This window comes from Streptomyces sp. NPDC006368 (genome assembly GCF_040612535.1).
Lineage (GTDB): Bacteria > Actinomycetota > Actinomycetes > Streptomycetales > Streptomycetaceae > Streptomyces.
This window is the reverse complement of record NZ_JBEXQK010000015.1, coordinates 17477-41558: the sequence shown is the minus strand read 5'-3', so window position 1 is coordinate 41558 and position 24082 is coordinate 17477. Positions and strand designations below refer to the sequence as shown.

Here is a 24082-nt window from a genome sequence, read left to right as displayed (position 1 = left end):
GCGCTTCCGCGAACGGGGCGGCCCGTGGACCCTGGGTGGACCACACCCCACGATCCGCCTCGATCCCGGCACGCCGTACCCGCTCGCCTCGTGGCCCAGGGGCGGGAGGCGGCCCCCGCCGGGGATCGGCCGCGACCGGCTCGACCCCGAGCGCCCGGACGGCCTCCTCCACCTCCAGGAGGTGGCGGCGGGGGCGTCCCTACAACCTGAGACGGAGCCGGGTTCGGGACCTGGGGGCGATCCCCCGGGGGAGGGCGCGAACCTAGCGTGGACCCATGACCGCGACTCCTCGACCCGTCTGCACCGGAGCCTCCACAGCCGCCACCGTGGCCGTCCGCACCGGATATCCGTCGTTCTCGTCGTACGTACGGGCACGGGGGCCCGTGCTGCTGCGGACCGCCCGGTCGCTGACCGCGAATCCGAGCGACGCCGAGGACCTGTTGCAGACCGCCCTCACCAAGACGTACGTCGCCTGGGAGCGGATCGAGGACCACCGCGCGCTCGACGGCTATGTGCGCCGCGCGCTGGTGAACACCCGCACCTCGCAGTGGCGCAAGCGCAAGGTCGACGAGTTCGCCTGCGAGGAGCTGCCCGAGCCGGTCGGCGGGGTGCCCGCGCCCGACCCGGCCGAGCAGCAGGGGCTGCGCGACGCGATGTGGCGTGCGGTCATGCGGTTGCCCGACCGCCAGCGGGCCATGGTCGTCCTGCGGTACTACGAGGACCTCAGCGAGGCCCAGACGGCCGAGGTGCTCGGGGTCTCCGTCGGCACGGTCAAGAGTGCCGTCTCCCGGGCGCTGGGCAAGCTCCGCGAGGACTCGGAGCTGACCCACACTCGGTGATCGGCGGCGCGCGATGTACTCCCGGGTAGTGACATACCGCGTGGTATGTGCGCAGAATCTGCACACCCTTACTGCCACGTAGCGCCCACGGGAGGACGCCGTGCTGAGCACCATGCAGGACGTACCACTGACGGTGACCCGCATCCTGCACCACGGGATGACGATCCACGGTCAGTCGCAGATCACCACCTGGACGGGCGAGGCCGAGCCGCATCGCCGCAGCTTCGCGGAGGCCGGCGCCCGCGCGACCCGGCTGGCGAACGCCCTGCGCGACGAACTCGGCGTGACCGGTGACGAGCGGATCGCCACGCTCATGTGGAACAACTCGGAACATGTCGAGGCATATCTGGCGATCCCCTCCATGGGTGCCGTGCTCCACACCCTCAACCTCCGCCTCCCCGCCGAGCAGTTGATCTGGATCGTCAACCACGCCGAAGACCGCGTCGTCATCGTCAACGGCACGCTCCTCCCGCTGCTCGCCCCGCTCCTCCCGCACCTCCCCACCCTGGAGCACGTCGTCGTCGCCGGCCCCGGCGACCGCTCCCTCCTCGACGGCGCCGCGCCCCAGGTCCACGACTACGAGGAGTTGATCGCCGGCCGCCCCACCACCTTCGACTGGCCGGAGCTCGACGAACGCTCCGCCGCCGCCATGTGCTACACCTCTGGCACCACCGGTGACCCCAAGGGCGTCGTCTACTCCCACCGGTCCATCTACCTGCACTCCATGCAGGTCAACATGGCCGAGTCGATGGGGCTCACGGACAAGGACACGACCCTGGTGGTCGTGCCCCAGTTCCACGTGAACGCCTGGGGTCTGCCGCACGCCACGTTCATGACCGGCATCAACATGCTCATGCCCGACCGCTTCCTGCAGCCCGCCCCGCTCGCCGAGATGATCGAGCGCGAGAAGCCCACGCACGCCGCCGCCGTCCCCACCATCTGGCAGGGCCTCCTCGCGGAGGTCACCGCCAACCCGCGCGACCTGTCCTCCATGGCCCGCGTCACCATCGGCGGCGCCGCCTGCCCGCCCTCCCTCATGGAGGCGTACGACAAGCTGGGCGTCCGCCTCTGTCACGCCTGGGGCATGACCGAGACGTCACCGCTCGGCTCCATGGCCAACCCGCCCGCCGGCCTGACGGCCGAGCAGGAGTGGCCGTACCGCATCACCCAGGGCCGCTTCCCCGCCGGGGTCGAAGCGCGGCTCGTCGGCCCCGGCGGGGACTTCCTGCCCTGGGACGGCGAGTCGGCCGGCGAGCTGGAGGTGCGCGGCCCGTGGATCGCCGGCGCCTACTACGGCGGCGCGGCCGGCGAGCCGCTCCGCCCCGCCGACAAGTTCAGCGAGGACGGCTGGCTGAAGACCGGTGACGTCGGCGTGATCAGCCCGGACGGCTTCCTCACCCTCACCGACCGCGCCAAGGACGTCATCAAGTCGGGCGGCGAGTGGATCTCCTCGGTCGAGCTGGAGAACGCCCTGATGGCCCACCCCGAGGTCGCCGAGGCGGCCGTCGTCGCCGTCCCGGACGACAAGTGGGGCGAACGGCCCCTGGCCACCGTCGTGCTGAAGGAGGGTGCGACGGCCGACTACGAGACGCTGCGCGCGTTCCTCGCCCAGTCGATCGCCAAGTGGCAGCTGCCCGAGCGCTGGGCGGTCGTCCCGGCCGTCCCGAAGACGAGCGTGGGCAAGTTCGACAAGAAGGTCATCCGCCGCCAGTACGCGGCCGGTGAGCTGGATGTGACCCAGCTCTGACACCGTGGGCAGGGGCGCTCCCGCGACGCGGGGGCGCCCCTCGCCGTGTCCTAGTTCGTGCCGATCTTCGCCAGCAGATCCACGATCCGCGACTGCACCTCGGCGCTCGTCGACCGCTCCGCCAGGAACAGCACCGTCTCGCCCGACGACAGCTTCGGCAGCTCGGTCTCGTCCAGGCTCGCCGAGGTGTACACGACCAGCGGCGTACGGTTCAGCTGACCGTTCGCCCGCAGCCAGTCGATGATCCCCGCGCGCCGGCGACGTACCTGCATCAGGTCCATCACCACCAGGTTCGGCCGCGTCTGCGCGGCCAGCGTGACCGCCTCGCTGTCCGTCGCCGCCCGCGCCACCTGCATCCCGCGCCGCTCCAGGGCCGCCGTCAGCGCCAGCGCGATCTCCTCGTGCTCCTCGATCAGCAGCACCCGCGACGGATGCTGTTCACTGTCCCGCGGCGCCAGCGCCTTGAGCAGTACGGCCGGATCGGCGCCGTACGCGGCCTCCCGCGTGGCCTGCCCCAGGCCCGCCGCCAGCAGCACCGGCACCTCGGCCGCCACCGCGGCCTGGCGCAGCGACTGGAGGGCCTTGCGCGTGATCGGCCCGGTCAGCGGGTCCACGAACAGCGCCGCCGGGAACGCGGCGATCTGCGCGTCGACCTCCTCGCGCGAGTGCACGATGACCGGCCGGTAGCCGCGTTCGCTCAGCGCCTGCTGCGTGGAGACGTCCGGCGCGGGCCACACCAGCAGGCGGCGGGGATTGTCCAGCGGCTCGGGCGGCAGCTCGTCGTCCACGGGCTGCGGCGCGGGCTGGTTGGTGACCTCGACCGCGCCGCCCGGGCCGTCCAGCGGCTCCGGACCCTCGGCCGCGTCCTCGTCCGGCGCTCCTATCTCGTAGGCCCGCCCCTCCGTCTGCGGGGACAGCCGCGACTGCGGGAGCGGCCGGGCGGTGGCCGTCTCCGGTACGGGGCGCTCGCCCTCCGCGGGCGGTGTGGCCAGCTTGCGCCGCCGCCCGGAGGGGCTCGGCGCCTGCTGCTGGGCGATCTGCTGCGCGAACGGCACGCCCTGACCCAGGGTGCGCACGTTGAACGCCCGCCCCTGGCCCTGCGTGGAGGAGCTCGTCTCCTCACCCGCCGCGGACGCGGTGCCGGCTCCGGTGCCGTGCGGCGGTGTGGGAGACGCGGAGGGCGCGGGAGACGCGGGCGCGGGGGGCGCCGGTGCCACCGGTGCCGTCGGCGCCACGGGCGTCACCGGCGGCATCTCCGGCGGAAGCGGTACGGATCCGGTCCCGGTCCCGGTCCCGGCGGTCGTCTCCTGGGCCGCCCGCCGCCGCCCCGTGGGCGGGGCGGCGGGCCCGGCGGTGGGCGGGGTCGCCGGCGCGGGCGCGGGCGCAGGACCCGGCACGGGCGCCGACGGCTGTACGGGATGCGGCTGGGGCGGCGTGTGGTCGGCGTCCGGCGCGGTGCGTACGGCGTCGTGGCGCCCCTCGTCCCCACCGTCCCGCCGGTCCGCCTGCGCGGGCGGCAGCGCGAACGCCGTACGCCCGCCCTCGGCGGGCGCGGGGCGCTCCTGCGCCGCGCCGAGCGCCCGTCGGGCGCGCCGTCCGGTCGGCTCCACCTCGGCACCCGAAGGCGCCGCGGCGGCGGTCAGCGCGGGAAGCCCGCTCGCCGGCACCGCCACGGAGGCGTGCGCCGCGTCCGCGGGCACCCCCTGCGGCGGCACCGTCTGTCCGCGTGCCGCGCGCCCCTGAGCACTTTCGGCGGCCGTCATGACCGAGCCCTCGGCCGGGGCCTCGACCGCCGCGATCTCCGCCGGGCTCGGCCGCCCGCGCCGCCGCCCGGTCGGCTTGGCGGCCACGGGGTCCTCGACCTGTACCGGGCTGTCCAGGAACGCGTCCGTCGAAGCGCGCCGCGCCCGCCGCCGCCCGCCCCCGGAGGTCCCGCCCCCGGAGGTGTCCCCGCTCTGCTGCGCGGGCACGACCGGAGCCACGGCGTCCGGCACAGGAGCCGCCCCTGGGACCCGGGCCGGAGCAGCGGCCTGGGCGGCCGTGTCCGGGGCCAGGACCGGGGAGGGGGTCGGCTTCACCGTCCCGGCGCCCTGCCCCAGCGGCACCTCGAGTACGTACGCGTGCCCGGTCATCCCCGGTACTTCGTGCGTCTGGAGCACACCGCCGTGCGCCCGGACGATCCCGCGCACGATCGGCTCGTGCACCGGGTCGCCCCCGGCGTACGGCCCGCGCACCTCGATCCGTACGACGTCACCGCGCTGGGCGGCGGCGACGACGATCGTCGAATCCACGTATCCGCTGCCCGGGACCGTCCGGGTCTTGCCGGTCGAGTCGACCCCGGCCACGTCCGCGATCAGGTGCGCGAGCGCCGTCGAGAGCCGTACGCCGTCCACCTCGGCCTCGATCGGCGGCGCGTGCACGGCGAACTGCACCCGGCCCGGTCCGATGAGCTCCACCGCGCCCTCGACGCCGGCCGCGACGATCCCGTCGAGGAGCGCCTTGGTCTTGTGCAGCCGCTCCTGGCCCACATCGAGCCGCTGGTAGCCGAGGACGTTGTCGACGAGCGTCGTCATCCGGGCGTAGCCGGCCGCCAGATGGTGGAGGATCTGGTTGGCCTCGGGCCACAGCTGCCCCGCCGGGTCGGCGGCGAGCGTGCCCAGCTCGGCGCGGAGCTCCTCCAGCGGACCGCGCAGCGACTCACCGAGCACGGCGGTCAGCTGGGCGTGGCGCGCGGCCAGCGCCGCGTACCGCTCCTCGCGCTGCTCGACCTCGACGGCGTGCCGCTCGCTCCGGTCGGCCAGCTCCGTGGCATGCCGCTCGGTCAGCGCGGCGACCTCCGCCGTGTGCTGCCCGACGAGCTCCTCGTAGGGCCGCCGGTCGGTGAAGGTCATCACCGCGCCGACGAGCTGGTCCCCGTCCCGTACCGGCGCCGTCGTCAGGTCCACCGGTACCGGCGAGCCGTCCTTCGCCCACACCACCTGCCCGCGCACCCGGTGCTTGCGGCCGGAGCGCAGCGTGTCGGCGAGCGGCGACTCGTCGTACGGGAACGGCTCGCCGTCCGCACGCGAGTGCAGCATCAGCGGGTGCAGCTCCTTGCCGCCGAGGTCGCTGGCGCGCCATCCGAGGATCTGCGCGGCGGCGGGGTTGACAAGCACGATCCGCCCGTCGGTGTCCGTGCCCACGACACCCTCGGAGGCGGCGCGCAGGATCATCTCGGTCTGCCGCTGGGAGCGCGCGAGTTCGGCCTCGGTGTCGAGGGTGCCGGACAGATCGCGCACGACGAGCATGAGGAGCTCGTCACCCGTGAAGGGATTCCCACCGGCTCCGTACGAGTCGTACGCCTCGCGTCCGTCCTCCAGGCTCGCGCTGGTCACCTCGACCGGGAACTCGCTCCCGTCCGTACGCCGCGCGATCATCCGGGCCGGCTTGGTGCGCCCGCGCTCGTCGGCGACCTCCGGGCGACGCATCGAGCCGGGGATGAGCCGTGAGTCGAAGACCGGCAGCAGATCGAGCAGGCCCCGTCCCACCAGCGCCGTACCGGGAGACTCGAACATCTCCAGGGCGATGGTGTTGGCGTTGACGACCGTGCCGTTCGCGTTGACGAGGACGAGCCCGTCCGGCAGCGCGTCGAGTATGGCTGCGAGGCGAGCAGCGCCTCGGGATGGCCTGCTGCTCACGACGACGCTTCCTCCCACTGACCTACTGCCACCCCTCGGGCCGGGGTCTGTCACTGGAGGGAGTCTAAAGGCAGGCGCTACGGGCGCGACGGCGGATGAGCGGGACCCCTCGGCGAAGGTTGTGTGCGCATTTCAGCCGAGGGCGCCCCGGGCAGCCCGTCGGGGGACCCCGGGGAACCCCGGCGAGCAGGGACTATGCCCTCGCAGACGGCAGTACCGGCTCCAGGGTGTCCCAGCGCGCGATCTCGCATCCGTTGGTCCGTTCGAAGTGGGCGTCGACCCGCTGACCGCGCCACGTCCCCGTGATGTGCGCGGTCGCGTCACCGCCGTGCTGCATGGTGCACAGCTGGTCGCCGCCCACGGGGGCGAAGGGGTCCTTGCCCTCCTGCGACAGCTGCTCCAGCCGGTCGCAGGAGCCCTGCACCTTCGGGTGGTTGCCGGTGGCCGTCCGCGTCCCGCACTCCAGGTCGAACGTCCCGTCCTTGGTCGGATCCCCCGAGCCGGACACCGTCACGGTCAGGGAGTCGGTCGCCGCGAACAGCGGCAGCGAGGGAAGCTCCGGCACGACGGGCCCGGTCGTACCGGCGAGGGCGGCGGGCGCGGCGGCGGCGAGGGCGGCGATGGACGCGGCGGTGGTGAGGACGAGACGGCGCAGCATACGAACTCCAGGGGTGCGGAACCACGAAACCGTCGGGACGTCCGGGGATCCGGCATCCCTCACCTCACTAACGCTGCACCGCCCCGCGCGTTGCGCAACCCGAAAGCCTTTGCTCTGCGCCCCGCACGCCTAGTACCGTGGGGACCGATTGGTGACACCCCCTGCGACTGTGTCATCATCTGCACGCACCACTCGCGCCCGCGCGGGTATGCACTGGAGGCGTCGCCTAGTCCGGTCTATGGCGCCGCACTGCTAATGCGGTTTGGGTCTTAAAGCCCATCGAGGGTTCAAATCCCTCCGCCTCCGCCGCACCACCCGAAGCCCCGGCCCCACGGCCGGGGCTTCGGCCGTTCCGGTGGTCGGTTCGCGGCTGATCCCGGGCCGCTCCTGTCGCCTCCCGGCGACCCCCTCCCACTGGCTCTGGATCTTGTCCGGCGGTGTTTTCGCAGGTCAGAGGGGGCGCGGGTAACGGATTTCGCGTGACGGCGCAGGTCATGTAATGTTGTTCCCGCAACGCCGACCGGGCAGAAAAGCCCGGGAAGCACAAGCACTCGTAGCTTAACGGATAGAGCATCTGACTACGGATCAGAAGGTTGCAGGTTCGAATCCTGCCGAGTGCACAGCAGGCCGGAGGCCCTCAGGAGAGATCTTGAGGGCCTCTGGCTTTTGCCTTGACGGCAGTGTGTGACGGCAACCGCCTCTGCGAGCCGATCAGACGGCTACGAAGACACCGGCCGCGCCGTCGTCATCGTCCGGCCCGTTGCCGTCACCCCTCAGCGCGTCCCCGACGCGGTCGAAGGCGGAGCGCTGGGAGTCCAGCCGCACGAAGGTGTAGATGTCCATGGTCACGCGGATGGAGCTGTGGCCCAGAACTTCCATGATCATGAGGGCGTCGGCGCCCTGTTCGTGGAGCAGGGACGCGCACGTGTGGCGCAGGTCGTGGAAGCGGACCTTGCGGACGCCGGCGCGGGCGGACAGGGCCTCGAAGGCCGATTCAGGTTGCGGGGCTCGATGGGAGTCCCGTTCTTCGTCGTGAAGACGAGGCCCTTCCCCGTCCCCTTCCAGTTGTGGCCCGCGGCCTTCTGGTCGGCGATCTGCTGGACGCCTTGCCAGCCACCCCACGGTGAGCACGGCCGGAAGGAGCGCGGCGCCCTCCAAGTCCGCATCGGTCACTGCGGATTGCCGTTCAACCAGCCGTTCCCGGTGGCTGGCCTCCTGCCTATCCGCCAGGCGGGGCTGGTGGCAGCGCTCAGACTGCAACGTGGCCGAGACCGTGACGGATTGGGGAAGCGTGGCTGGGGCCGGTGGGTGGTTGCTGGAGACACACATGGCGGGTGCTTGTTCGGCACACCCGCCGGCGTGGCTGATTCTGTGGCTGAGGTCGCCAACGGCACGGGTCAGCTGACCAGAGAAGGCGGCGCGGCCTGGAGCTATGCCGATGTGGTGTGGGTGAAGCCGAGGGGGGTGAGTCCTTCGGCCCGGCACAGGCGGTCGGAGGGGCCGTCGACCTCGGTCTGGAGGAGTTGGTAGGCGGCGCCGCGGCTCTGGCCCCAGTGCATAGCGGCCCGCCACAGGACGCGTCCGAGCCCCTGGCCTCGGGCCTCGGGCAGGACGGCGAAGTATTGGGGCATGAGCTGGGGGCGTCCGATGGCGTCGGGTTGGATCTCCATGGGGCCGATCGCGCCCACGATGCGGCCGTCGACGGTGGCGGTGAGGACCGGGCCGCACCGCCGGCCGGCCTGCATCTGCGTGTGGAGGAAGGCCAGGCCGTCGGCGGCCATCGCCGCGGCGAACGGCGCGAAGGTTCCCTGCACAGCGGCCGGCCAGTCGGTGACGGGACGGACCGGGCCGCCGGGGTCGGGGCAGGGGCCGCCGGTGAAGTCCTTGAGCTGGATGCGGGTGCCGCGCGGGTGGGGGGTCTTGGGGCCGAGGGGGCGTACGACCCGGGCGTTGACCACGTCGTACCCGGCGGCGAGCTTCGCGGCTAGCTCGGCGGCCTCATCCACGACGTCGTCGGGGAACCCGTAGGCGAAGACCTTCACAGTGCCGCGTCCGTGCCGGGTCAGGGTGGGGATGAGGGTGCGCTCAGGCTGATGCACCACGTCCTCGCGAAGGACTTTCTCGTCCTTCTCGCCGCCCCAGCGCCGGTCCTTGTCGTAGGGCAGGAAGCCACCAGTGTCGGCCGCTCGCAGGACGTCCTCAAAGATCCCGACGGTCAGGGCGTCGGGGTGGACAGGACCGAGAGTCGGCACGATCGGCGCGGTCAGTTGGGGCCGGAGCCAGTCCCAGCGGAAGAACATGAGCGGCACCCTAACGGTGAGCCAACCAGGGCTCAGGCCCCGACGCGAGTACGCCGGGGCCTGAACGGAGTTGACCGGTTCGTCTCGGTCAGTGGGGGTTGTCGTCCCCGGCGTCGCAGGAGCACTCCGCGCTCTCCACGATCACGTCGAGGTCCTGGACGGCGGTGATCGACGCGGTCGCGACGGGCGGGGCGGCGCGGCGGGCCGAGGTCGGCGGGCTGGGCAGGATGGTCACCGGTACGGGCGGGGTCATGAGGCGTTCTCCTTGTCTCCGTGCTGGCAGTAGCTGTGCAGCGGCGCCTTGGCCTCCTGGTAGTGCTTGGCCAGGGGGCGGCAGACCCGGCAGGTGCCGGACAGGGCGCAGCCCTCGCACCCTCCGGTGCGAAGCATGAGGCGGTCGGCGATGGCGCCGAGCCGGGTGAGGCCGTCGATGCCTTCGGCCATGAGGTCGATCTGGTCGTCGCGGCCGACCTTGCAGATCGAGACCTTGGCGTGGGGGTCGGCGTGGAAGAAGGTGTGTCCCGCGTTGCAGCCAGCGAACGGCTTGCGCTGCCGCAGGTGGGCGGCGGACTGGGCGAGCAGCGGCTCTCCGCCGCCGTAGATAGTGGGCGTCATGTTCGTGTAGGCGTGGTTCTCGACGTTCCACTCGTCGGCGAGGGCGGCCATCTCGTCGGCCTCGGAGGCGTTGTCCTCGGTCACCACGACGTTGATGCGCAGCGGCAGACCCGCCTCACGGGCGGCGTCCATGCCGCGCCGGAACGCCTTCCACGCCCCGCGGCGCTGGGTGAGCGTGTCGAAGGACTCCTCACTCGCCCCGTACATGCTGACCACCAGGCGGTACGGCGGGCAGTCCCGGAAGAGCTTGAGGAGGTCCGGTCGCCAGAGCAGCGAGCCGTTGGTGGAGAGGGTGAGCATCATCCCGGCCTGCCAGGCGTACCGGTAGGCACCTTGAAAGTGGGGATCCATGGTGGGCTCGCCGCCGGTGATCTGGAGCCAGAGAACACCGGCCTCGCGCATGATGTCCAGCAGCCGCACCTTGTCCTCCCAGCCGAGGCCAGAGAACGGGCGCTCGCCGAGGTAGCAGTGCTTGCAGCCGAAGTTACAGCCGAGGTTGATCTCCCAGGAGGCCCGGCAGTAGCCGTACGCGGACGGCTCGCGCACCAGCACCGTGCCCTGCACGGGTTGGCCGCCCAGGTCCAGGCCCCACACGTCGGCGGCGGCCTGCACCGCCCAGGCGGGAAGCGACTCACCGTCGGCAGCGGCCTGGCGCAGGCCCTCGAAGTGGTCGGCCGAGATTCGGGCGCCGGCCCTTGCTCCCGGCTTGAGGAGAAGGTGTCCGTCGAGGAACGGTGAGGCGATCAAAGCGTGGGCCATCGGTGGCCCTCCTTCCGGATCACAGAGCGGGACAGCACACGGGACTCCTGGTGGCCGGCAAGGCAGTAGATCTTGCCCAGTCCGTTACAGGTGCCGCAGGTCTTGCCGGACGAGTTGGCGCCGCTGCCACCGCAGTCCCCACACTGTTCGTTGCGAGGCGAGCGAGGGGGCCGGGTCTTGTGCGGGCTCACGATCAGCTGGTGCACGAGACTTCCTCCAGGGCGTCCCAGGTGTGCTGCATGGCGTGGTCGGCGAACAGACAGCAGCCCTCACCGTCAGGACCCGGGGCGGCCACCGGGCAGTCCGGCAGCACGACAAGTTCCGCCTCGTCCACCCCGTGCAGCGGAGCCACAGCGCGGTCCCGTACGCTCCGGCGTCGGTGAGGAGACCGAAGTGCTCACCCTCGTCGTGCGCGGACAGCTGACACTGCACGGCCCTGCCGATGTACGGGGCGGCCGACCTCTCCCGCGCATCCCGTGCCAGGTTGAGGGGCACCCGACGCCAGTGCACACACCGCATCACGACACCATCCGGAAGGACCCGATGGCATTCCGGGCCTGCTGCGAGCAGCGGGGGCAGACGCAGGGCGGGTAGCGACCCGGATTCTCCGGAACCACAGGGTCCTCGCCCACGCGTACCTCCGTGAGAGGCCCCCACGTCTGGCCGGAGTCGCGGGAGACGCGCAACGTCATCCGTACGTCGTCCTGTCTGTTCGCCATGGCCAGGAGCATCGCGATCCACGGACCCGGCCAGAAAGGCCAAGCGGATTACCCAACTTGGGTAACATCACCCTCGGTTGACCAAGTGCAGCGATCCGTAGTCCTCATGCCGGAGCGTGCCCGCTGCCCGAGCCGTCTCGCTCGAAGGAACTCCCGGTCAGCCTGCTCACGGACCCAGTGATGATCAAGGCATGCCAGGCCAGAGACTTCGGCCGCATCTTTCAGCTGGTCAAGGCACGAGCAGGCATCTATCCATCAATGATCGCGCGACGCTGCGACCTGACCCCGAGCCGCGTGGGTGAGGTAATCGCCGGACGGCGACAGCTGCTGCACATGGACGTGATCGAGCGGATCTCGGACGGATTGCGCATTCCCGGACACATGCTCGGCCTCGCCCGACGCTCTTGGGAGACGCCACCCAGCCTGACGGTCACGCCCCGCGAACCGGCCGAGGTGCCGACCTCAGCCGTCGAACCACTGGCCGCCGGACTACCGGGGGCGGACGTCGACAGCATCCTCGCCCTGGCAGCCGAGCGGGATCTCAGCGCCTCGACGCTGGACGCGCTGCATTCGTCGATCGCGGACTACTGGCGCCGGGACGACGAGCACGGTGGCGAGACCTTACGGCCAGCGGTCGTCGGCCAGCTCCGCTACGTCGTCGATCTCCTCAAGGAGCAGCGTCCGGATCCTCTGCGGGACGGCCTGCACAGCATCGCGGCCGAGCTGGCCCGGCTCACCGGATGGACCTACTTCGACGCCCGCCAGTACAACCAGGCACGCGCCTACTTCACCGAATCCCTCGGTCTGGCCAAGGCCATCGACGACCGCCAGTTCATGGCCAACGTCCTCGCCTGCATGAGCCTCCAGGCCACCTACCAGGACAAGCCCGGCGACGCCCTCGCACTCGTCACAGCCGCCCAGGACCAGGCCCGAACGGCCGCGGGGACGACACCGCGCGTGCTGGCCATGCTCGCGATGCGCGAAGCCTTCGCCCACGCCACGCTCGGCAACCACGGTGCGACCCACACCGCGATCTCGGAAGCCCACACCCACTTCGGACGGATCAGCACCGGTGATCCGGACCCGGCCTGGGTCGCCTACTTCGACGAGCCGAAGCTGATCGTGGACACCGGTATCGCGCACGGCCGCCTGGGCGAAGCCGCCCTCGCCGAACCCCTCATCGCGGACGCGCTACGCCGCGAGCACGCATCGAACCACCGGGGCCGTGCCTTCCACGCCTTCTGGCTCGCCCGCACCCAGCTCCAGCGCGGCAAACTCGACGAGGCGTGCCACACGGCCATGGACGCCTTGGCCCCGGCGGCGGCCGTCAGCTCGCAACGAGTCGCCGGCCACCTACGGGAGTTCTACGAGCAGCTGGAACCCTTCCGCCGCGAACCGGCCGCAGTGGCCTTCGAATCCCGGCTCCGGGAAGTGCTGCCCCGTCAGATCAGCGGATCGCCTCGTCCATGAGCACGTAGAGCAACCCGACGAGGGAGCCGCTGCTGACGATCTCGCGCCGGTCGATCATGCCCCGCACGTCGGCCAGCGGGATCCACTCGATCCGGTCCGACTCGTTCTTCTCTGTCGGCGGACCCTCGTACGTCGCCCCGTCGGCCCGGAAGACGTGGTGCTGGGAGTCGGTGATGCCGTTGGCCGGCTCGGCATAGATCAGCGGCTTGATCGGACCAGGCCGCCAGCCAGTCTCCTCCAGGACCTCACGGGCCGCAGCTTCGGCCGGCGTCTCGCCCTCCTCGACCAGACCCATGGGCAGCTCCCACGCCCAGGCGTTCGTGATGAAGCGGTGCCGCCACATCATCAGAACTTCACGCCGGTCGTTGACGACGGCGGCCACGGCTAGGTGCCGGAGCTTGACGACGTGGTGCTCCCAGCGGTTCCCGTCCGGCGTCTCGACGTCGGTGAGCCACAGGTTCACCCAGCTGTTCTCGTAGATCGGACGTTCCCCGTGGATCTTCCACTGCATCGCTGCGGCCCCTCTCGATCGACCTCCAGCATCGCAGAACGAGCCTCGAGGACAGCGGAGTTCGGCGACTTAGTGTCAATCTGACCAATAGAGGAGGTCATCCCTACTACAGGAGAGGTGGCAAACCGGTATCCAGCTCGGCCTCGCTCCGCCCGGACGATGAGGAGACGGGCGAGGAGGCGAAGCGGTTCGACCTGATGGCGTACGGTCTCCAGCTCGCCGCGCTGGAAGGCGGCAAGGACTTCGCCAAGCTGCGCACGAAGATCCAGGACATCGCCTCCAACCTGCTCACCAAGACCAACATCCCGGCGGTCGGCGAACAGGCCGAGCTGCTGGAAGCGGTGGCGGGCGAGGAGTGGTGGAACGACGTGACACTCCCGATGCTGGAGGACATGCGTCGCCGTATGCGTCGGCTCGCCCGGCTCACCGACCCCAAGATCAAGCGGAACGTCGTCTACACCGACTTCGCCGACACGCTCGGCGACATCACCGAGGCCGAGATTCAGGGGATGCCCCAGGGCACGGACGAGCAGCGCTTCAAGCAGAAGGCCAGGGCCTACCTCCTGCGCCACGAGGACCAGCCCGTGGTGCGCAAACTGCGTCTCAACGAGCAGATCACTGAGCTCGATCTCGCGGATCTGGAGGAGATCTTTCTCACAGAGGCCATCGCTTCCCCGGAGGATCTCGACGAGGTGCGGTCTTCCGGCGGCCTCGGCCTGTTCGTGCGCGGGCTGTGCGGGCTGGATCGGTAGGCCGCGCAGAAGGCGTTCGAGGCCTTTTGCGCGGGGAAGCAGCTCACTCCCGCCAGCTCGACTTCCTGACGTTGATCATCGATACGGTGGCCAAGCGTGGAATTCTGGGGCTGGGCGACCTCTACGAGGACTCGTTCGCCGATCTTGCCCCCGGCGGCCCCGACGACCTGTTCACCGGTGAGGAACTCGAAGTGCTCAATGTCATCTTCAAGGAACTGGAGCGGACAGCCAGGCCCACCACCTTGGCGGCCTAGGCTCGGCGTCGCGGTGATCGCCTACGCTGCGAGCCGGTGCCACTGATCCGAGCTGACGGCAACCCTGACGGCAACGACGGCACACAGAAGCCGTTGATCACGACCGCCAGCGATCAGCTGAGAGGAAGGCGGAGCCCCCGCCCAACCGCCCGCCCGATCCTACGGATCAGAAGGTTGCAGGTTCGAATCCTGCCGAGTGCACAGCAGACCAGAGGCCCCCGGAGAGATCCGGGGGCCTCTGGTGTTGTGTGGCGGCGTTGCTAGGTTCACGGATCATGTGGACTGAACAATCGCCGACCGAACAATTGCCCTCCCGCGTCCTCCGTGTTGCCGCCGCGCAGGCGTGTCCGGTGGCGGGGGATGTGGAGGCCAATGCCGGGGTCGTCGCCGCCATGGTGCGGGAGGCCGCCGAGGGTGGGGCGCGGGTTGTCGTCTTTCCGGAGAAGTTCCTCACCGGGTACGAACCGGGGCTGATCGCGGCCGAGCCGGAGCGCTGCGCCGTTCAGGTGGAGGACGGGCGGCTCAGGGGCGTTCAGGAGGCGTGCCGGGAGAGCGGGGTCGTCGCGGTGGTGGGGGCCGCCGTCCACGACGGGGTGGGGCTGTACGTGTCGGCCCTGGTGATCGACGGGGACGGGCGGCTCGCGGGGCGGTACGACAAGCAGACGCTGTTCGCGGCCGAGCGGGAGGTGTACCGGCACGGGGAGGCCGGCTGCACCGTCGAGGTGGACGGGTGGCGGCTCGGGCTCGGGGTCTGTTACGACGCGGGCTTCCCGGAGCACGCCAGGGGCGCCGTGCTCGACGGGTGCCACGCGTACCTGGTCGGGGCGCTGTTCGGCGTCGGCAAGGGCCACCACGAGTCGCGGATGTGGTTCCCCGCGCGGGCCTTCGACAACACCATGTACGCGGTACTCGCCAACCACGTGGGCCACACGGGCGGCTGGCACACCTGTGGCGGCAGTGCCGTATGGGGTCCGGACGGGCGGCTGGTGGTGGAGGCCGGGCCGGACAAGCGGCAACTGGTCTTCGCGGACCTCTCTCCGGACGTCCTGCGGGCGGCCCGCGCGGCGCACACCATGGTGCGCGATCTGCGGGACACCTCGTCGGCGCCGCGCACGCGGTACCGCCTGTGACGCGGGCTCTGGGGCTGCGCTGGCGGGACGGCCGGCCCGTGCTCGCCTGGGAGCGGGGGCGCGTGAGCCCGCTGGCGTACGGACGGGAGATCGGGTTCCGGGCCGTCGGGGAGCGGCGGTGCGCGGGGGCGCGGGGGAATCCGTGTGCGCTGGGGGCGCTCGTGACCGGGCGCAGTACGGGAGGGCTGTGCCCGGAGTGCGCGCGGCTGGAGCGGGCGCACTCGGTGGCGGCGGACACGGTGGCGGACGACCCCCGTACGTACCGGGTGTACCTCGCCTGGTTCGGGCCGGGGATGGTCAAGGTCGGCATCACGGCGGAGGAGCGGGGCGACGCGCGGTTGCTGGAGCAGGGGGCCGTGGCGTTCACCTGGCTCGGGCGCGGGCCGTTGATGGCGGCACGGCGTACGGAGGGGGTGCTCGGTACGGCGCTGGGGGTGCCCGACCGGATTCCGTACGCCGCGAAGCGCGCGGCTCGCGTGGCTCTGCCGGGCGTGCGGGAGCGGGCGGCGGAGGTGGAGGCGCTGTACCGGCGGACCCTGGGGGTGCCCGGGTGGGAGGAGACGCTGGAGCGGATGGAGGCGCGGGTCGTCGACCACGTGGGCGTGTTCGGGCTGGAGGGCGTGGACGGGATCGACGGGGTGGTGCGTGAGCTGGTGGCGGGCGGGGACGTGCGTGGCGTGGTCGCCGGGGTTGCCGGGCCCGATGTGCACCTGGTCGACTCCGGGGGGCGGCGGCTCGTGCTCGACACGCGGCTGCTCAAGGGCTGGGACCTGGTCGCGGGCGGCGAGGGCGTCACGGTTCCCGTGGTACGCGGGGAGAAGGGGGCACAGGGTGGGCTTTTCTGAGCGGTCGCCCGGCGGTGAGGCCGGGCCCGGACCTGGCGGCGGGGTGGAGGCGGCGGCCGTCAGGGCGTTCTGGGCGCGGCTCGGGCTGCCCGGGCTCGTCGACGTGCACACGCACTTCATGCCCGAGCGCGTCCTGCGCAAGGTGTGGGCGTACTTCGACTCCGTCGGTCCGCTGACCGGGGTCCCGTGGCCGATCGCGTACCGCGAGGAGGAGGAGCGGCGTGTCGAGCTGCTGCGGGAGTTCGGCGTGGTGCGCTTCACCTCGATGCTCTATCCGCACAAGGCCGGCATGGCGGAGTGGCTCAACGGCTGGGCCGCGGAGTTCGCCGCGCGGGTCGAGGGGTGCCTGCGGACGGCGACGCTCTTCCCCGAGGAGGGCGTCGAACGGTACGTGCGGGAGGCGGTCGAGGGCGGTGCGCGCGTGTTCAAGGCGCATGTGCAGGTGGGGGCGTACGACCCGAACGACCCGCTGCTGGACGGCGCCTGGGGTCTGCTGGCCGAGGCCGGCGTGCCCGTCGTCATGCACTGCGGGTCCGGGCCCGCGCCCGGCGCGTACACCGGGCCGGAGCCGGTCGCGCGGCTGCTCGCCCGGCATCCGCGGCTGCGGCTGATCGTCGCGCACATGGGGATGCCGGAGTACACGGACTTCCTGGACCTCGCCGAGCGGTACGGGGAGGTGCGGCTGGATACGACGATGGCGTTCACCGACTTCGGTGAGCGTTTCACGCCCTTCCCGGCCGGCGAGCGCGGGCGGCTGCTGGAGTTGGGGGAGCGGATCCTGCTCGGGACCGACTTCCCCAACATCCCGTACGCGTACGCGCATCAGCTGGAGGCGCTGGAGCGGCTCGGGCTCGGGGAGGAGTGGCTGCGGGCGGTGTGCCACGACAACGGGGCCCGGCTGTTCCCGTAGCCCGCCGTGGACGGCCGCGCCCGTCGTCGGACGATTGTCGCGGCTGTCGGCGATCGCCGGCGGATGTTTTCTCAGGTGTTTCACAGGGACGCGCAAGGGTCCTCTCAGAGCCGGCCGCGACCGTGGCCGTATGCGTACCCAAGTGTTCAGGCCGGACGGCGGCCCCGTCCGGGTGCTGGTCGTCGACGACGAGGCGTCGCTCGCCGAGCTGATGTCGACGACCCTGCGGTACGAGGGCTGGGAGGTGTGCAGCGCGGGTGACGGCGCGGGGGCGGTGCGCGCGGCGCGCGCGTTCCGGCCGGACGCCGTCGTCCTGGACATGACGCTGCCCGACATGGACGGGGTCGCGGTCCTGGGCGGGCTGCGGCACGAACTTCCCCGGGTGCCCGTGCTGTTCCTGACGGCGAGGGGCGCGGCGAAGGAGGGCGGGAGGGGCGCGGCCGGGAGCCGGATCGCCGGGCTGACGGCCGGCGGGGACGACGTCGTCACCAAGCCGTTCGCCCTGGAGGAGGTCGTGGCCCGGCTGCGCGGGCTGATCCGGCGGTCCGGAGCGGCGGAGAAGGCGCGGAACGAGTCCCTGCTGGTGGTGGGCGACCTGGTGCTCGACGAGGACAGCCACGAGGTGACGCGGGGCGGGCGGTCCATCCATCTGACGGCGACCGAGTTCGAGCTGCTGCGGTTCCTGATGCGCAATCCGCGGCGCGTGCTGAGCAAGGCGCAGATCCTGGACCGGGTCTGGAGCTACGACTTCGGCGGGAAGGCCAACGTGGTGGAGCTCTACATCTCGTACCTGCGCCGCAAGATCGACTCCGGCCACCCGCCGATGATCCACACCCGGCGCGGCGCGGGATATCTGATCAAGCCGGGTGAGTGACGGGGTGGGCGGGCTTCCGGGGAACCACGGGCCGGACCGACCTGGGAAAACGCGCCCCGGAAAAGCGTTATACAGCGTACGGGAGTCACTTGTACGGTGTGCGGGACCGACTCCCTTACACCGTACAAGGAGCTGCCCGCATGACGGCGACCACCGCCGGCAGCCAACCGGCCGCCGCCCCCACCGCCCCCACCGGGGGCGGCCATCCGCAGCGCTGGCTGATCCTCGGGGTCATCTGCCTCGCCCAGCTGACCGTGCTGCTCGACAACACCGTCCTCAACGTCGCCATCCCCTCCCTCACCGGTGAGCTGGACGCCTCGACCTCCGACGTCCAGTGGATGATCAACGCGTACTCGCTCGTGCAGTCCGGACTGCTGCTCACCGCGGGCAACGCCGCCGACCGCTACGGCCGCCGGAAGATGCTGCTCACCGGCCTGGCCCTGTTCGGCCTGGGCTCGCTGGCCGCCGGCCTCGCCCAGAGCTCCGGGCAGCTGATCGCCGCCCGCGCGGGCATGGGCATCGGTGGCGCGCTGCTGATGACCACGACCCTCGCCGTCGTCGTGCAGGTCTTCGACGACTCCGAGCGCGTCAAGGCCATCGCCCTGTGGTCCACGGTCAGTTCGCTCGGCTTCGCCGCCGGACCGCTGATCGGCGGCTTGGTGCTCGACCACTTCTGGTGGGGCGCGATCTTCCTCATCAACATCCCGGTCGCCCTCATCGGGCTCGTCGCCGTCGCCGCGCTCGTACCGGAGTCCAAGCACAAGCAGGGCGACCGCCCCGACCTGCTGGGCGCGCTGCTGTCCACCATCGGCATGACCGCGCTGGTGTACGCGATCATCTCCGGGCCCGAGCACGGCTGGACCTCCACCCGGGTCGGGGTCTCCACGGCCATCGGCGTGCTCGTCCTGGGCCTGTTCGCGCTGTGGGAGCTGCGCACCCCGCACCCCATGCTGGACATGCACTTCTTCCGCAACCAGCGCTTCGTCGGAGCCGTCGCGGGCACGATCCTCGTCGCCTTCGGCATGACCGGCTCCCTGTTCCTGCTCACGCAGCACCTGCAGTTCGTGCTGGGGTACGGGCCGCTGGACGCGGGCCTGCGCACCGCGCCGCTCGCCCTCACCGTCGTCGTACTGAACGTGGCCGGCGTCGGGGCGCGGCTGCTGCCGAAGCTGGGTACGCCGTGGACCATCGCCCTCGGCATGGCCATGGTCGCGGCCGGACTCGCGGCGATCGCCGTCCTGGGCGGGGCGCACGGGTACGGCGGGATGCTGCTCGGGCTCGTCGTCATGGGCGCGGGCGTCGCCCTGTCCATGCCGGCCATGGCCAACGCCATCATGAGCGCGATCCCGCCGGAGAAGGCGGGCGTGGGCGCCGGCATCAACGGCACCCTCGCCGAGTTCGGCAACGGCCTCGGCGTCGCCGTCCTCGGCGCCGTACTCAACTCCCGCTTCGCGTCCCTGGTGACCGCCGCCGGCGTCTCCGCCGCGTCCCTGCCGGCGGCGCTGGCCGCGGCCGGAACCCCGGCCGAGCGCAGCCGGGTCGCCGACGCCTTCGCCACCGGCCTGGAGACCAGCCAGCTCGTCGGCGCGGTCGCCGTCCTGGCGGGCGGCCTGCTGGCGGCGCTGCTGCTGCGGCGCGCGGAGCGAGGCGATCGACCGGAACCGGGGCGGGCATAGCATCGGGGGTCAGCAACGAGGAGGAACGCCCATGGTGTCGGCAGCCGACCGCGTGAAGCGCCCGGCACGCGCGAGCGTGTGGCTGGAGGACGGCAAGGGGCGGCGCGGCCGCAAGGCCGAGCAGCCCTCCGGCCTGGACCGCGAGAGGATCACGGCGGCGGCGGTCCGGCTGCTCGACGCCGAGGGGCTGGCCAAGTTCTCCATGCGGCGGCTCGCGGCGGAGCTGAACGTCACCGCGATGTCGGTCTACTGGTACGTCGACACAAAGGACGACCTGCTGGAGCTCGCCATCGACGCGGTCTTCGGCGAGCTGTCCCTGCCCGACCCGGCCGCCGCCGAGAACTGGCGCGTCCAGCTCCGCCGACTGGCCTCCGGCTACCGCGACCTGTTGGTGCGCCACCCGTGGGTGTCATCGCTGATCGGCCGGTTCCTCAACATCGGCCCGCACTCCATGGCCTTCACGCTCTGCGTCCAGCAGGTCATCGGCAACGCGGGACTGCCCGCGCGCGGGCAGACGGGCGCCATGTCGGCGGTGTTCCAGTTCGTGTACGGCTTCGGCACCATCGAGGGCCAGTTCATCCAGCGGTGTGCGAGCGCGGGCATGAGCCAGGACGCGTACTTCCGCGAGGCCATGGGCCTGATCATGGAGCGGCCGGGCTACCGGAAGGACTTCGCGCGCGCCTCGGAGCTGATGGCCGCGCGGGGCGGCGACACCGTGGAGGACATGCGCGAACGCGACTTCGAGTTCGCGCTGCGGGTCCTCATCGCCGGTATCGAGGCGATGACGACCGATGACGACCGATGACGACCGATGACGACCGAGGACGGACCTGACGGACTGACGGGCTGACGGCGGACCGGGGCCGGGGCCGGGCCGAGGGGCTAGACGGCCGGGGCCGCGTCGCCCTGGACCGCCTGGATGTCCAGCTCCACGCGCAGCGTCGTGCCGATCGCCGAGATCCCCGCCTGCACCACCTGGTTGTAGCGCATCGCGAAGTCCTCGCGCCGCAGCTCCGCAGTCGCGCGGAACGCCGCCCGCGTGCCGCCCCACGGGTCCGGGCCCGTGCCCAGGTAGGTGAGGTCCAGGTCCACGTCACGGACGACGCCGTGGAGCGCCAGGGAGCCGTGCACGGTCCAGCGGTCCGGCCCGGCGGGGCTCAGGCCGTGACTGGTGTAGGTGATCTCCGGGTACACCTCCACGTCCAGGAAGTCCGGCGACTTCAGGTGCTTGTCGCGCAGGGTGTTGCCCGTGTCGACGGAGGCCGCCGAGATGACCGCGTCCACGCGGGACGCGGTGAGGTCCGGCGCGATCTCGATCCGGCCGCCGAAGTCGGTGAAGCGGCCGTGCACGCTGGAGATGCCCAGGTGCTGGGCCACCGCGCCGACCGACGAGTGCGCCGGGTCCAGCGTCCAGACGCCCGGCGGGGGGAGTTCGACGCCGCCCGCGCGGGCCAGGACGACCGTGCCGACGTCGGCGCGCCCGCTCGCCGTCACCAGCGCGGTGGACGCGGCGGGGGCGTAGCCGACGGCGGTGACGATGACCGTGTACGGGCCGGGGGCCAGCGGCGCGTCCGAGGTGACGGCCCCCTCGGCGTCGGCGTCGGCCCGCAGCACCTGCGCGCCGGTCATGTCGGTCACGGTGACGACCGCGTGCTGGACCGCCCAGCCGTCGCGGGTGCGTACGTGTGCGTGCAGTGCCATGCGGGTTTCTCTCCTCGTACGAACGCCCCGTGGGAACGCCCTCGTGCGAACGTCTTGTGCGAAAGGGGCGGCAGGCCGTCCCCTGCCTGCCGCCCCTGTGCGTCCCGGCCGCGCCTCCGCTCGACGCGCGGCCGGGCGTCCGGTTACTCGCCGGGGTGGGCGAGTTCGATGTCGTGGCCCTCGACCCCGCGGCCGGCCACGGTGAGCGCGCCGGCCACCGGCGGGTAGCCGGTCGCGATGACCGTGTACTCGCCCGCGTTCAGGTCGGCGAAGCCGTACGCGCCGTCCTCGCCCGTCGTCGCGGTCGCCACGACGTTCCCGGCCGCGTCGACGAGCGTCACCCGCGCGTCGGCCAGCGGGCGGCGGTCCGCCCCGGCGCGCACCGTGCCCTGGAGCCGGGCGCCGGAGTGCAGCAGCGCCTCGACCCGGGTCACGCCCTGGCCGCCGATCTCGACCGGCAGGGCGAGCGGCCGGTAGCCGTCGGCGTTGACCGCGACGGTCACGGCGCCGGGCACGAGCTCGGCGAAGGTGAAGGCGCCGTCCTCGGAGGACGTACCGGAGGCGAGGACGTCGCCCCGCACATCGGTGACGATCACCATCGCGCCGTGGACCGGCGCCCCGCCGTCCGCGGCCCTGACCACGCCGGTGAGTCCGCTCGTACCGGAGAGCAGGATGTCGTACGAGAGGGCCTCGCCGCCGACGACGATCGTGGACGCCTGCGGCTGGAAGCCGTCGGCGGAGGCGATCAGGACGTACGAGCCGGAGCCCGGCGCGTCCAGCGCGTACGTGCCGTCGGCGTGGGCGACGGCGCGCCCCAGCTGCCGGCCGCCGAGCGAGATGAGGGTGACGGCGGCACGGGTGACCGCGGTGCCGTCGGCCGTACGGACGGTGCCGTGCACGGGGGTGCCGGTGCCGTGGACGGTCGTGTCCACGTCTGCGGCCATGCCCATGTCCTCACCCATGCCCCTGTCCTTCTCCGTGCCGTCCGTGTTCCGGGCGACGGTGTCACCGGCGGCGGGGGCCACGGCGGGCGCGGCTGTGGCTTCCTTCGCCGCGTGCTGCGGCGACGCGTGGCTCTTCAGGGCGACCTCCTTGATGAACAGGGTCACGAGGAAGGCGAGCAGGGCGAAGGGCGCGGAGTAGAGGAAGACGTCGCCGACGCCGTGCCCGTACGCGGTCTCCATGACCGTGCGGATCGGGGCCGGCAGCGCGTCCAGGTCGGGGATGCCCCCGCCGCTCGTACCGCCGTGGCCGAGCGCCGCGCCCTTGGGGCCCAGGTCGGCGAGACCGTCCTGCACGTAACGCGTGACCCGGTTGGCCATGACCGCGCCCAGCGCCGAGACGCCGATCGCGCCGCCCAGGGAGCGGAAGAAGGTGACGACGGAGGAGGCGGCACCGAGGTCCGCCGGGGCGACCTGGTTCTGGGTGCACAGGACCAGGTTCTGCATCATCATGCCGAGGCCGAGGCCCAGGACGGCCATGAAGACGCCGATGTGCCAGTACTCCGTGTCGTACCGGATGGTGCCCAGCAGCCCGAGGCCGGCCGTCACCAGCACACCACCGCTGACCAGCCAGGCCTTCCAGCGGCCCGTCTTGGTGATGACGAAGCCGGAGACGGTGGACGAGACGAACAGGCCGGCGATCATCGGGATCGTCATGACGCCGGACATCGTCGGCGACTTGTCGCGGGCCAGCTGGAAGTACTGGCTGAAGAAGACCGTGCCGGCGAACATCGCGACACCGACGAAGAGCGACGCGAGCGAGGCGAGCGTGATGGTGCGGTTGCGGAACAGCCGCAGCGGGATGATCGGCTCGCTCGCCTTCGACTCGACGAGCAGGAACAGCGCGCCGAGGACGATCGAGCCGCCCACCATGGCGCACGTCTGCCACGACAGCCAGTCGTACTTGTCACCGGCGAAGGTGACCCACACCAGCAGCAGGGAGACCGCCGCGCTGATGAAGAGGGCGCCGGCCCAGTCGACCTTGACCTGCCGCTTGACCACCGGCAGCTTCAGGGTCTTCTGGAGCACGATCAGCGCGATGATCGCGAAGGGGACACCGACGTAGAAGCACCAGCGCCAGCCGAGCCAGTCGGTGTCGGTGATGACGCCGCCGAGGAGCGGGCCGCCCACGGTGGCGACGGCGAAGGTCGCGCCGAGGTAACCGCTGTAGCGGCCACGCTCACGCGGGGAGATCATCGCGGCCATGATGATCTGGGCCAGGGCGGTGAGACCGCCGACGCCGATGCCCTGGACGACGCGGCAGGCGATCAGCATGCCGGTGTTCTGGGAGAGCCCGGCCACCACGGAGCCCGCGACGTAGATGACGAGGGCCGTCTGGACCAGCAGCTTCTTGGAGAACAGGTCGGCCAGCTTGCCCCACAGCGGAGTGGTGGCGGTCATCGACAGCAGGGCCGCGGTCACGACCCAGGTGTAGGCGCTCTGGCCGCCGCCGAGGTCGGAGATGATCTCCGGAAGGGCGTTGGAGACGATCGTCGAGGACAGGATGGCGACGAACATTCCGAGCAGCAGCCCGGAGAGCGCCTCCATGATCTGCCGGTGGGTCATCGGCGCGCCGCCGCCACCGTCACGGGTCTTGGCGTGGCCGCCCCGCACACCGGGTGGTGTGGTCGTAGCCATGAACTT

At 71.7% G+C, this 24082-nt stretch carries 20 protein-coding genes, 2 tRNA genes and 2 pseudogenes; 13 read left to right on the top strand and 11 right to left on the bottom strand.

Going from position 1 to position 24082, the window contains the following annotated elements; genetic code table 11:
* Nucleotides 1-275: 275 nt before the first annotated feature.
* Both ABZZ38_RS14280 and ABZZ38_RS14275 read left to right on the top strand, forming a co-directional pair.
* Nucleotides 276-839, top strand: a complete 564-nt coding sequence (locus ABZZ38_RS14280; RefSeq protein WP_356739261.1) for a SigE family RNA polymerase sigma factor — start codon at nucleotides 276-278, stop codon at nucleotides 837-839.
* Nucleotides 840-939: 100 nt separating this feature from the next.
* Entirely contained in the window at nucleotides 940-2586 is a 1647-nt protein-coding gene (locus ABZZ38_RS14275) for a long-chain fatty acid--CoA ligase (RefSeq protein ID WP_356739259.1), read from the top strand.
* 50 nt (nucleotides 2587-2636) lie between these two features.
* Here the strand turns inward: ABZZ38_RS14275 and ABZZ38_RS14270 are convergent, their stop codons facing one another.
* Both ABZZ38_RS14270 and ABZZ38_RS14265 read right to left on the bottom strand, forming a co-directional pair.
* Entirely contained in the window at nucleotides 2637-6263 is a 3627-nt protein-coding gene (locus ABZZ38_RS14270) for a PAS domain-containing protein (protein ID WP_356739257.1), read from the bottom strand.
* A gap of 193 nt (nucleotides 6264-6456) precedes the next feature.
* A complete protein-coding gene (locus ABZZ38_RS14265) occupies nucleotides 6457-6921 on the bottom strand; it encodes an SSI family serine proteinase inhibitor (protein WP_356739255.1) in 465 nt (154 codons plus the stop codon).
* Nucleotides 6922-7136: 215 nt separating this feature from the next.
* Between ABZZ38_RS14265 and ABZZ38_RS14260 the strand changes: the two genes are divergently transcribed.
* A tRNA-Ser gene (locus ABZZ38_RS14260) sits at nucleotides 7137-7227 on the top strand.
* A 241-nt stretch (nucleotides 7228-7468) separates the two neighbouring features.
* Nucleotides 7469-7541, top strand: a tRNA-Arg gene (locus ABZZ38_RS14255).
* Nucleotides 7542-7632: 91 nt separating this feature from the next.
* On the opposite strand, the gene ABZZ38_RS14250 is transcribed toward ABZZ38_RS14255, so the two are convergent.
* From ABZZ38_RS14250 to ABZZ38_RS14225, 6 genes and pseudogenes are all read right to left on the bottom strand, one after another.
* A complete protein-coding gene (locus ABZZ38_RS14250) occupies nucleotides 7633-7806 on the bottom strand; it encodes a hypothetical protein (RefSeq protein ID WP_356739434.1) in 174 nt (57 codons plus the stop codon).
* A 3-nt stretch (nucleotides 7807-7809) separates the two neighbouring features.
* A pseudogene (locus tag ABZZ38_RS14245) lies at nucleotides 7810-8250 on the bottom strand (hypothetical protein); the annotation flags it as partial.
* Between the two features lie 101 nt (nucleotides 8251-8351).
* Nucleotides 8352-9221 carry a GNAT family N-acetyltransferase gene (locus ABZZ38_RS14240; protein WP_356739253.1) on the bottom strand — a complete coding sequence of 290 codons (870 nt, stop codon included), beginning with the start codon at nucleotides 9219-9221 and terminating at the stop codon, nucleotides 8352-8354.
* A gap of 88 nt (nucleotides 9222-9309) precedes the next feature.
* Nucleotides 9310-9474 (bottom strand): hypothetical protein, encoded by a 165-nt coding sequence (locus ABZZ38_RS14235; protein ID WP_329873362.1) that lies wholly within the window; start codon nucleotides 9472-9474, stop codon nucleotides 9310-9312.
* A complete protein-coding gene (locus tag ABZZ38_RS14230; RefSeq protein ID WP_356739251.1) occupies nucleotides 9471-10595 on the bottom strand; it encodes a radical SAM protein in 1125 nt (374 codons plus the stop codon). The genes ABZZ38_RS14235 and ABZZ38_RS14230 overlap by 4 nt, the downstream gene beginning before the upstream one ends.
* Nucleotides 10596-10788: 193 nt before the next feature.
* Nucleotides 10789-11114 (bottom strand): annotated as a pseudogene (locus ABZZ38_RS14225) (hypothetical protein).
* A 323-nt stretch (nucleotides 11115-11437) separates the two neighbouring features.
* On the opposite strand from ABZZ38_RS14225, the gene ABZZ38_RS14220 reads away from it, so the two are divergent.
* Entirely contained in the window at nucleotides 11438-12784 is a 1347-nt protein-coding gene (locus ABZZ38_RS14220) for a hypothetical protein (protein ID WP_356739419.1), read from the top strand.
* Here ABZZ38_RS14220 and ABZZ38_RS14215 read toward each other — a convergent pair.
* Nucleotides 12762-13295: an NUDIX hydrolase gene (locus ABZZ38_RS14215; protein WP_356739249.1), complete on the bottom strand. Its 534-nt coding sequence runs from the start codon at nucleotides 13293-13295 to the stop codon at nucleotides 12762-12764. The two genes, ABZZ38_RS14220 and ABZZ38_RS14215, sit on opposite strands and share 23 nt — an antisense overlap.
* A 197-nt stretch (nucleotides 13296-13492) precedes the next feature.
* On the opposite strand from ABZZ38_RS14215, the gene ABZZ38_RS14210 reads away from it, so the two are divergent.
* From ABZZ38_RS14210 to ABZZ38_RS14175, 8 genes are all read left to right on the top strand, one after another.
* Nucleotides 13493-14047, top strand: a complete 555-nt coding sequence (locus tag ABZZ38_RS14210; protein WP_356739247.1) for a hypothetical protein — start codon at nucleotides 13493-13495, stop codon at nucleotides 14045-14047.
* Nucleotides 14048-14073: 26 nt separating this feature from the next.
* The gene (locus ABZZ38_RS14205) at nucleotides 14074-14301 is read left to right on the top strand and encodes a hypothetical protein (RefSeq protein ID WP_356739245.1); all 228 of its coding nucleotides are present in this window, start codon (nucleotides 14074-14076) and stop codon (nucleotides 14299-14301) included.
* Between the two features lie 275 nt (nucleotides 14302-14576).
* Nucleotides 14577-15431, top strand: a complete 855-nt coding sequence (locus ABZZ38_RS14200; protein ID WP_356739243.1) for a carbon-nitrogen hydrolase family protein — start codon at nucleotides 14577-14579, stop codon at nucleotides 15429-15431.
* A complete protein-coding gene (locus ABZZ38_RS14195) occupies nucleotides 15428-16276 on the top strand; it encodes a DUF2797 domain-containing protein (protein ID WP_356739241.1) in 849 nt (282 codons plus the stop codon). Before ABZZ38_RS14200 ends, ABZZ38_RS14195 begins: the two co-directional genes overlap by 4 nt.
* A 43-nt stretch (nucleotides 16277-16319) precedes the next feature.
* Nucleotides 16320-17186, top strand: a complete 867-nt coding sequence (locus ABZZ38_RS14190) for an amidohydrolase family protein (RefSeq protein ID WP_356739417.1) — start codon at nucleotides 16320-16322, stop codon at nucleotides 17184-17186.
* Between the two features lie 130 nt (nucleotides 17187-17316).
* Nucleotides 17317-18060 (top strand): response regulator transcription factor, encoded by a 744-nt coding sequence (locus ABZZ38_RS14185; protein ID WP_356739239.1) that lies wholly within the window; start codon nucleotides 17317-17319, stop codon nucleotides 18058-18060.
* A 140-nt stretch (nucleotides 18061-18200) separates the two neighbouring features.
* Nucleotides 18201-19736 (top strand): MFS transporter, encoded by a 1536-nt coding sequence (locus tag ABZZ38_RS14180; protein WP_356739237.1) that lies wholly within the window; start codon nucleotides 18201-18203, stop codon nucleotides 19734-19736.
* A 31-nt stretch (nucleotides 19737-19767) separates the two neighbouring features.
* Nucleotides 19768-20541 (top strand): TetR/AcrR family transcriptional regulator, encoded by a 774-nt coding sequence (locus tag ABZZ38_RS14175; protein ID WP_356739235.1) that lies wholly within the window; start codon nucleotides 19768-19770, stop codon nucleotides 20539-20541.
* A 77-nt stretch (nucleotides 20542-20618) separates the two neighbouring features.
* On the opposite strand, the gene ABZZ38_RS14170 is transcribed toward ABZZ38_RS14175, so the two are convergent.
* Together ABZZ38_RS14170 and ABZZ38_RS14165 are read right to left on the bottom strand one after the other, a co-directional pair.
* On the bottom strand, nucleotides 20619-21437 hold the full coding sequence (locus ABZZ38_RS14170) for a YceI family protein (protein ID WP_356739233.1): 819 nt from the start codon (nucleotides 21435-21437) through the stop codon (nucleotides 20619-20621).
* A 143-nt stretch (nucleotides 21438-21580) separates the two neighbouring features.
* On the bottom strand, nucleotides 21581-24076 hold the full coding sequence (locus ABZZ38_RS14165; RefSeq protein ID WP_356739231.1) for an MFS transporter: 2496 nt from the start codon (nucleotides 24074-24076) through the stop codon (nucleotides 21581-21583).
* Nucleotides 24077-24082 lie beyond the last annotated feature (6 nt).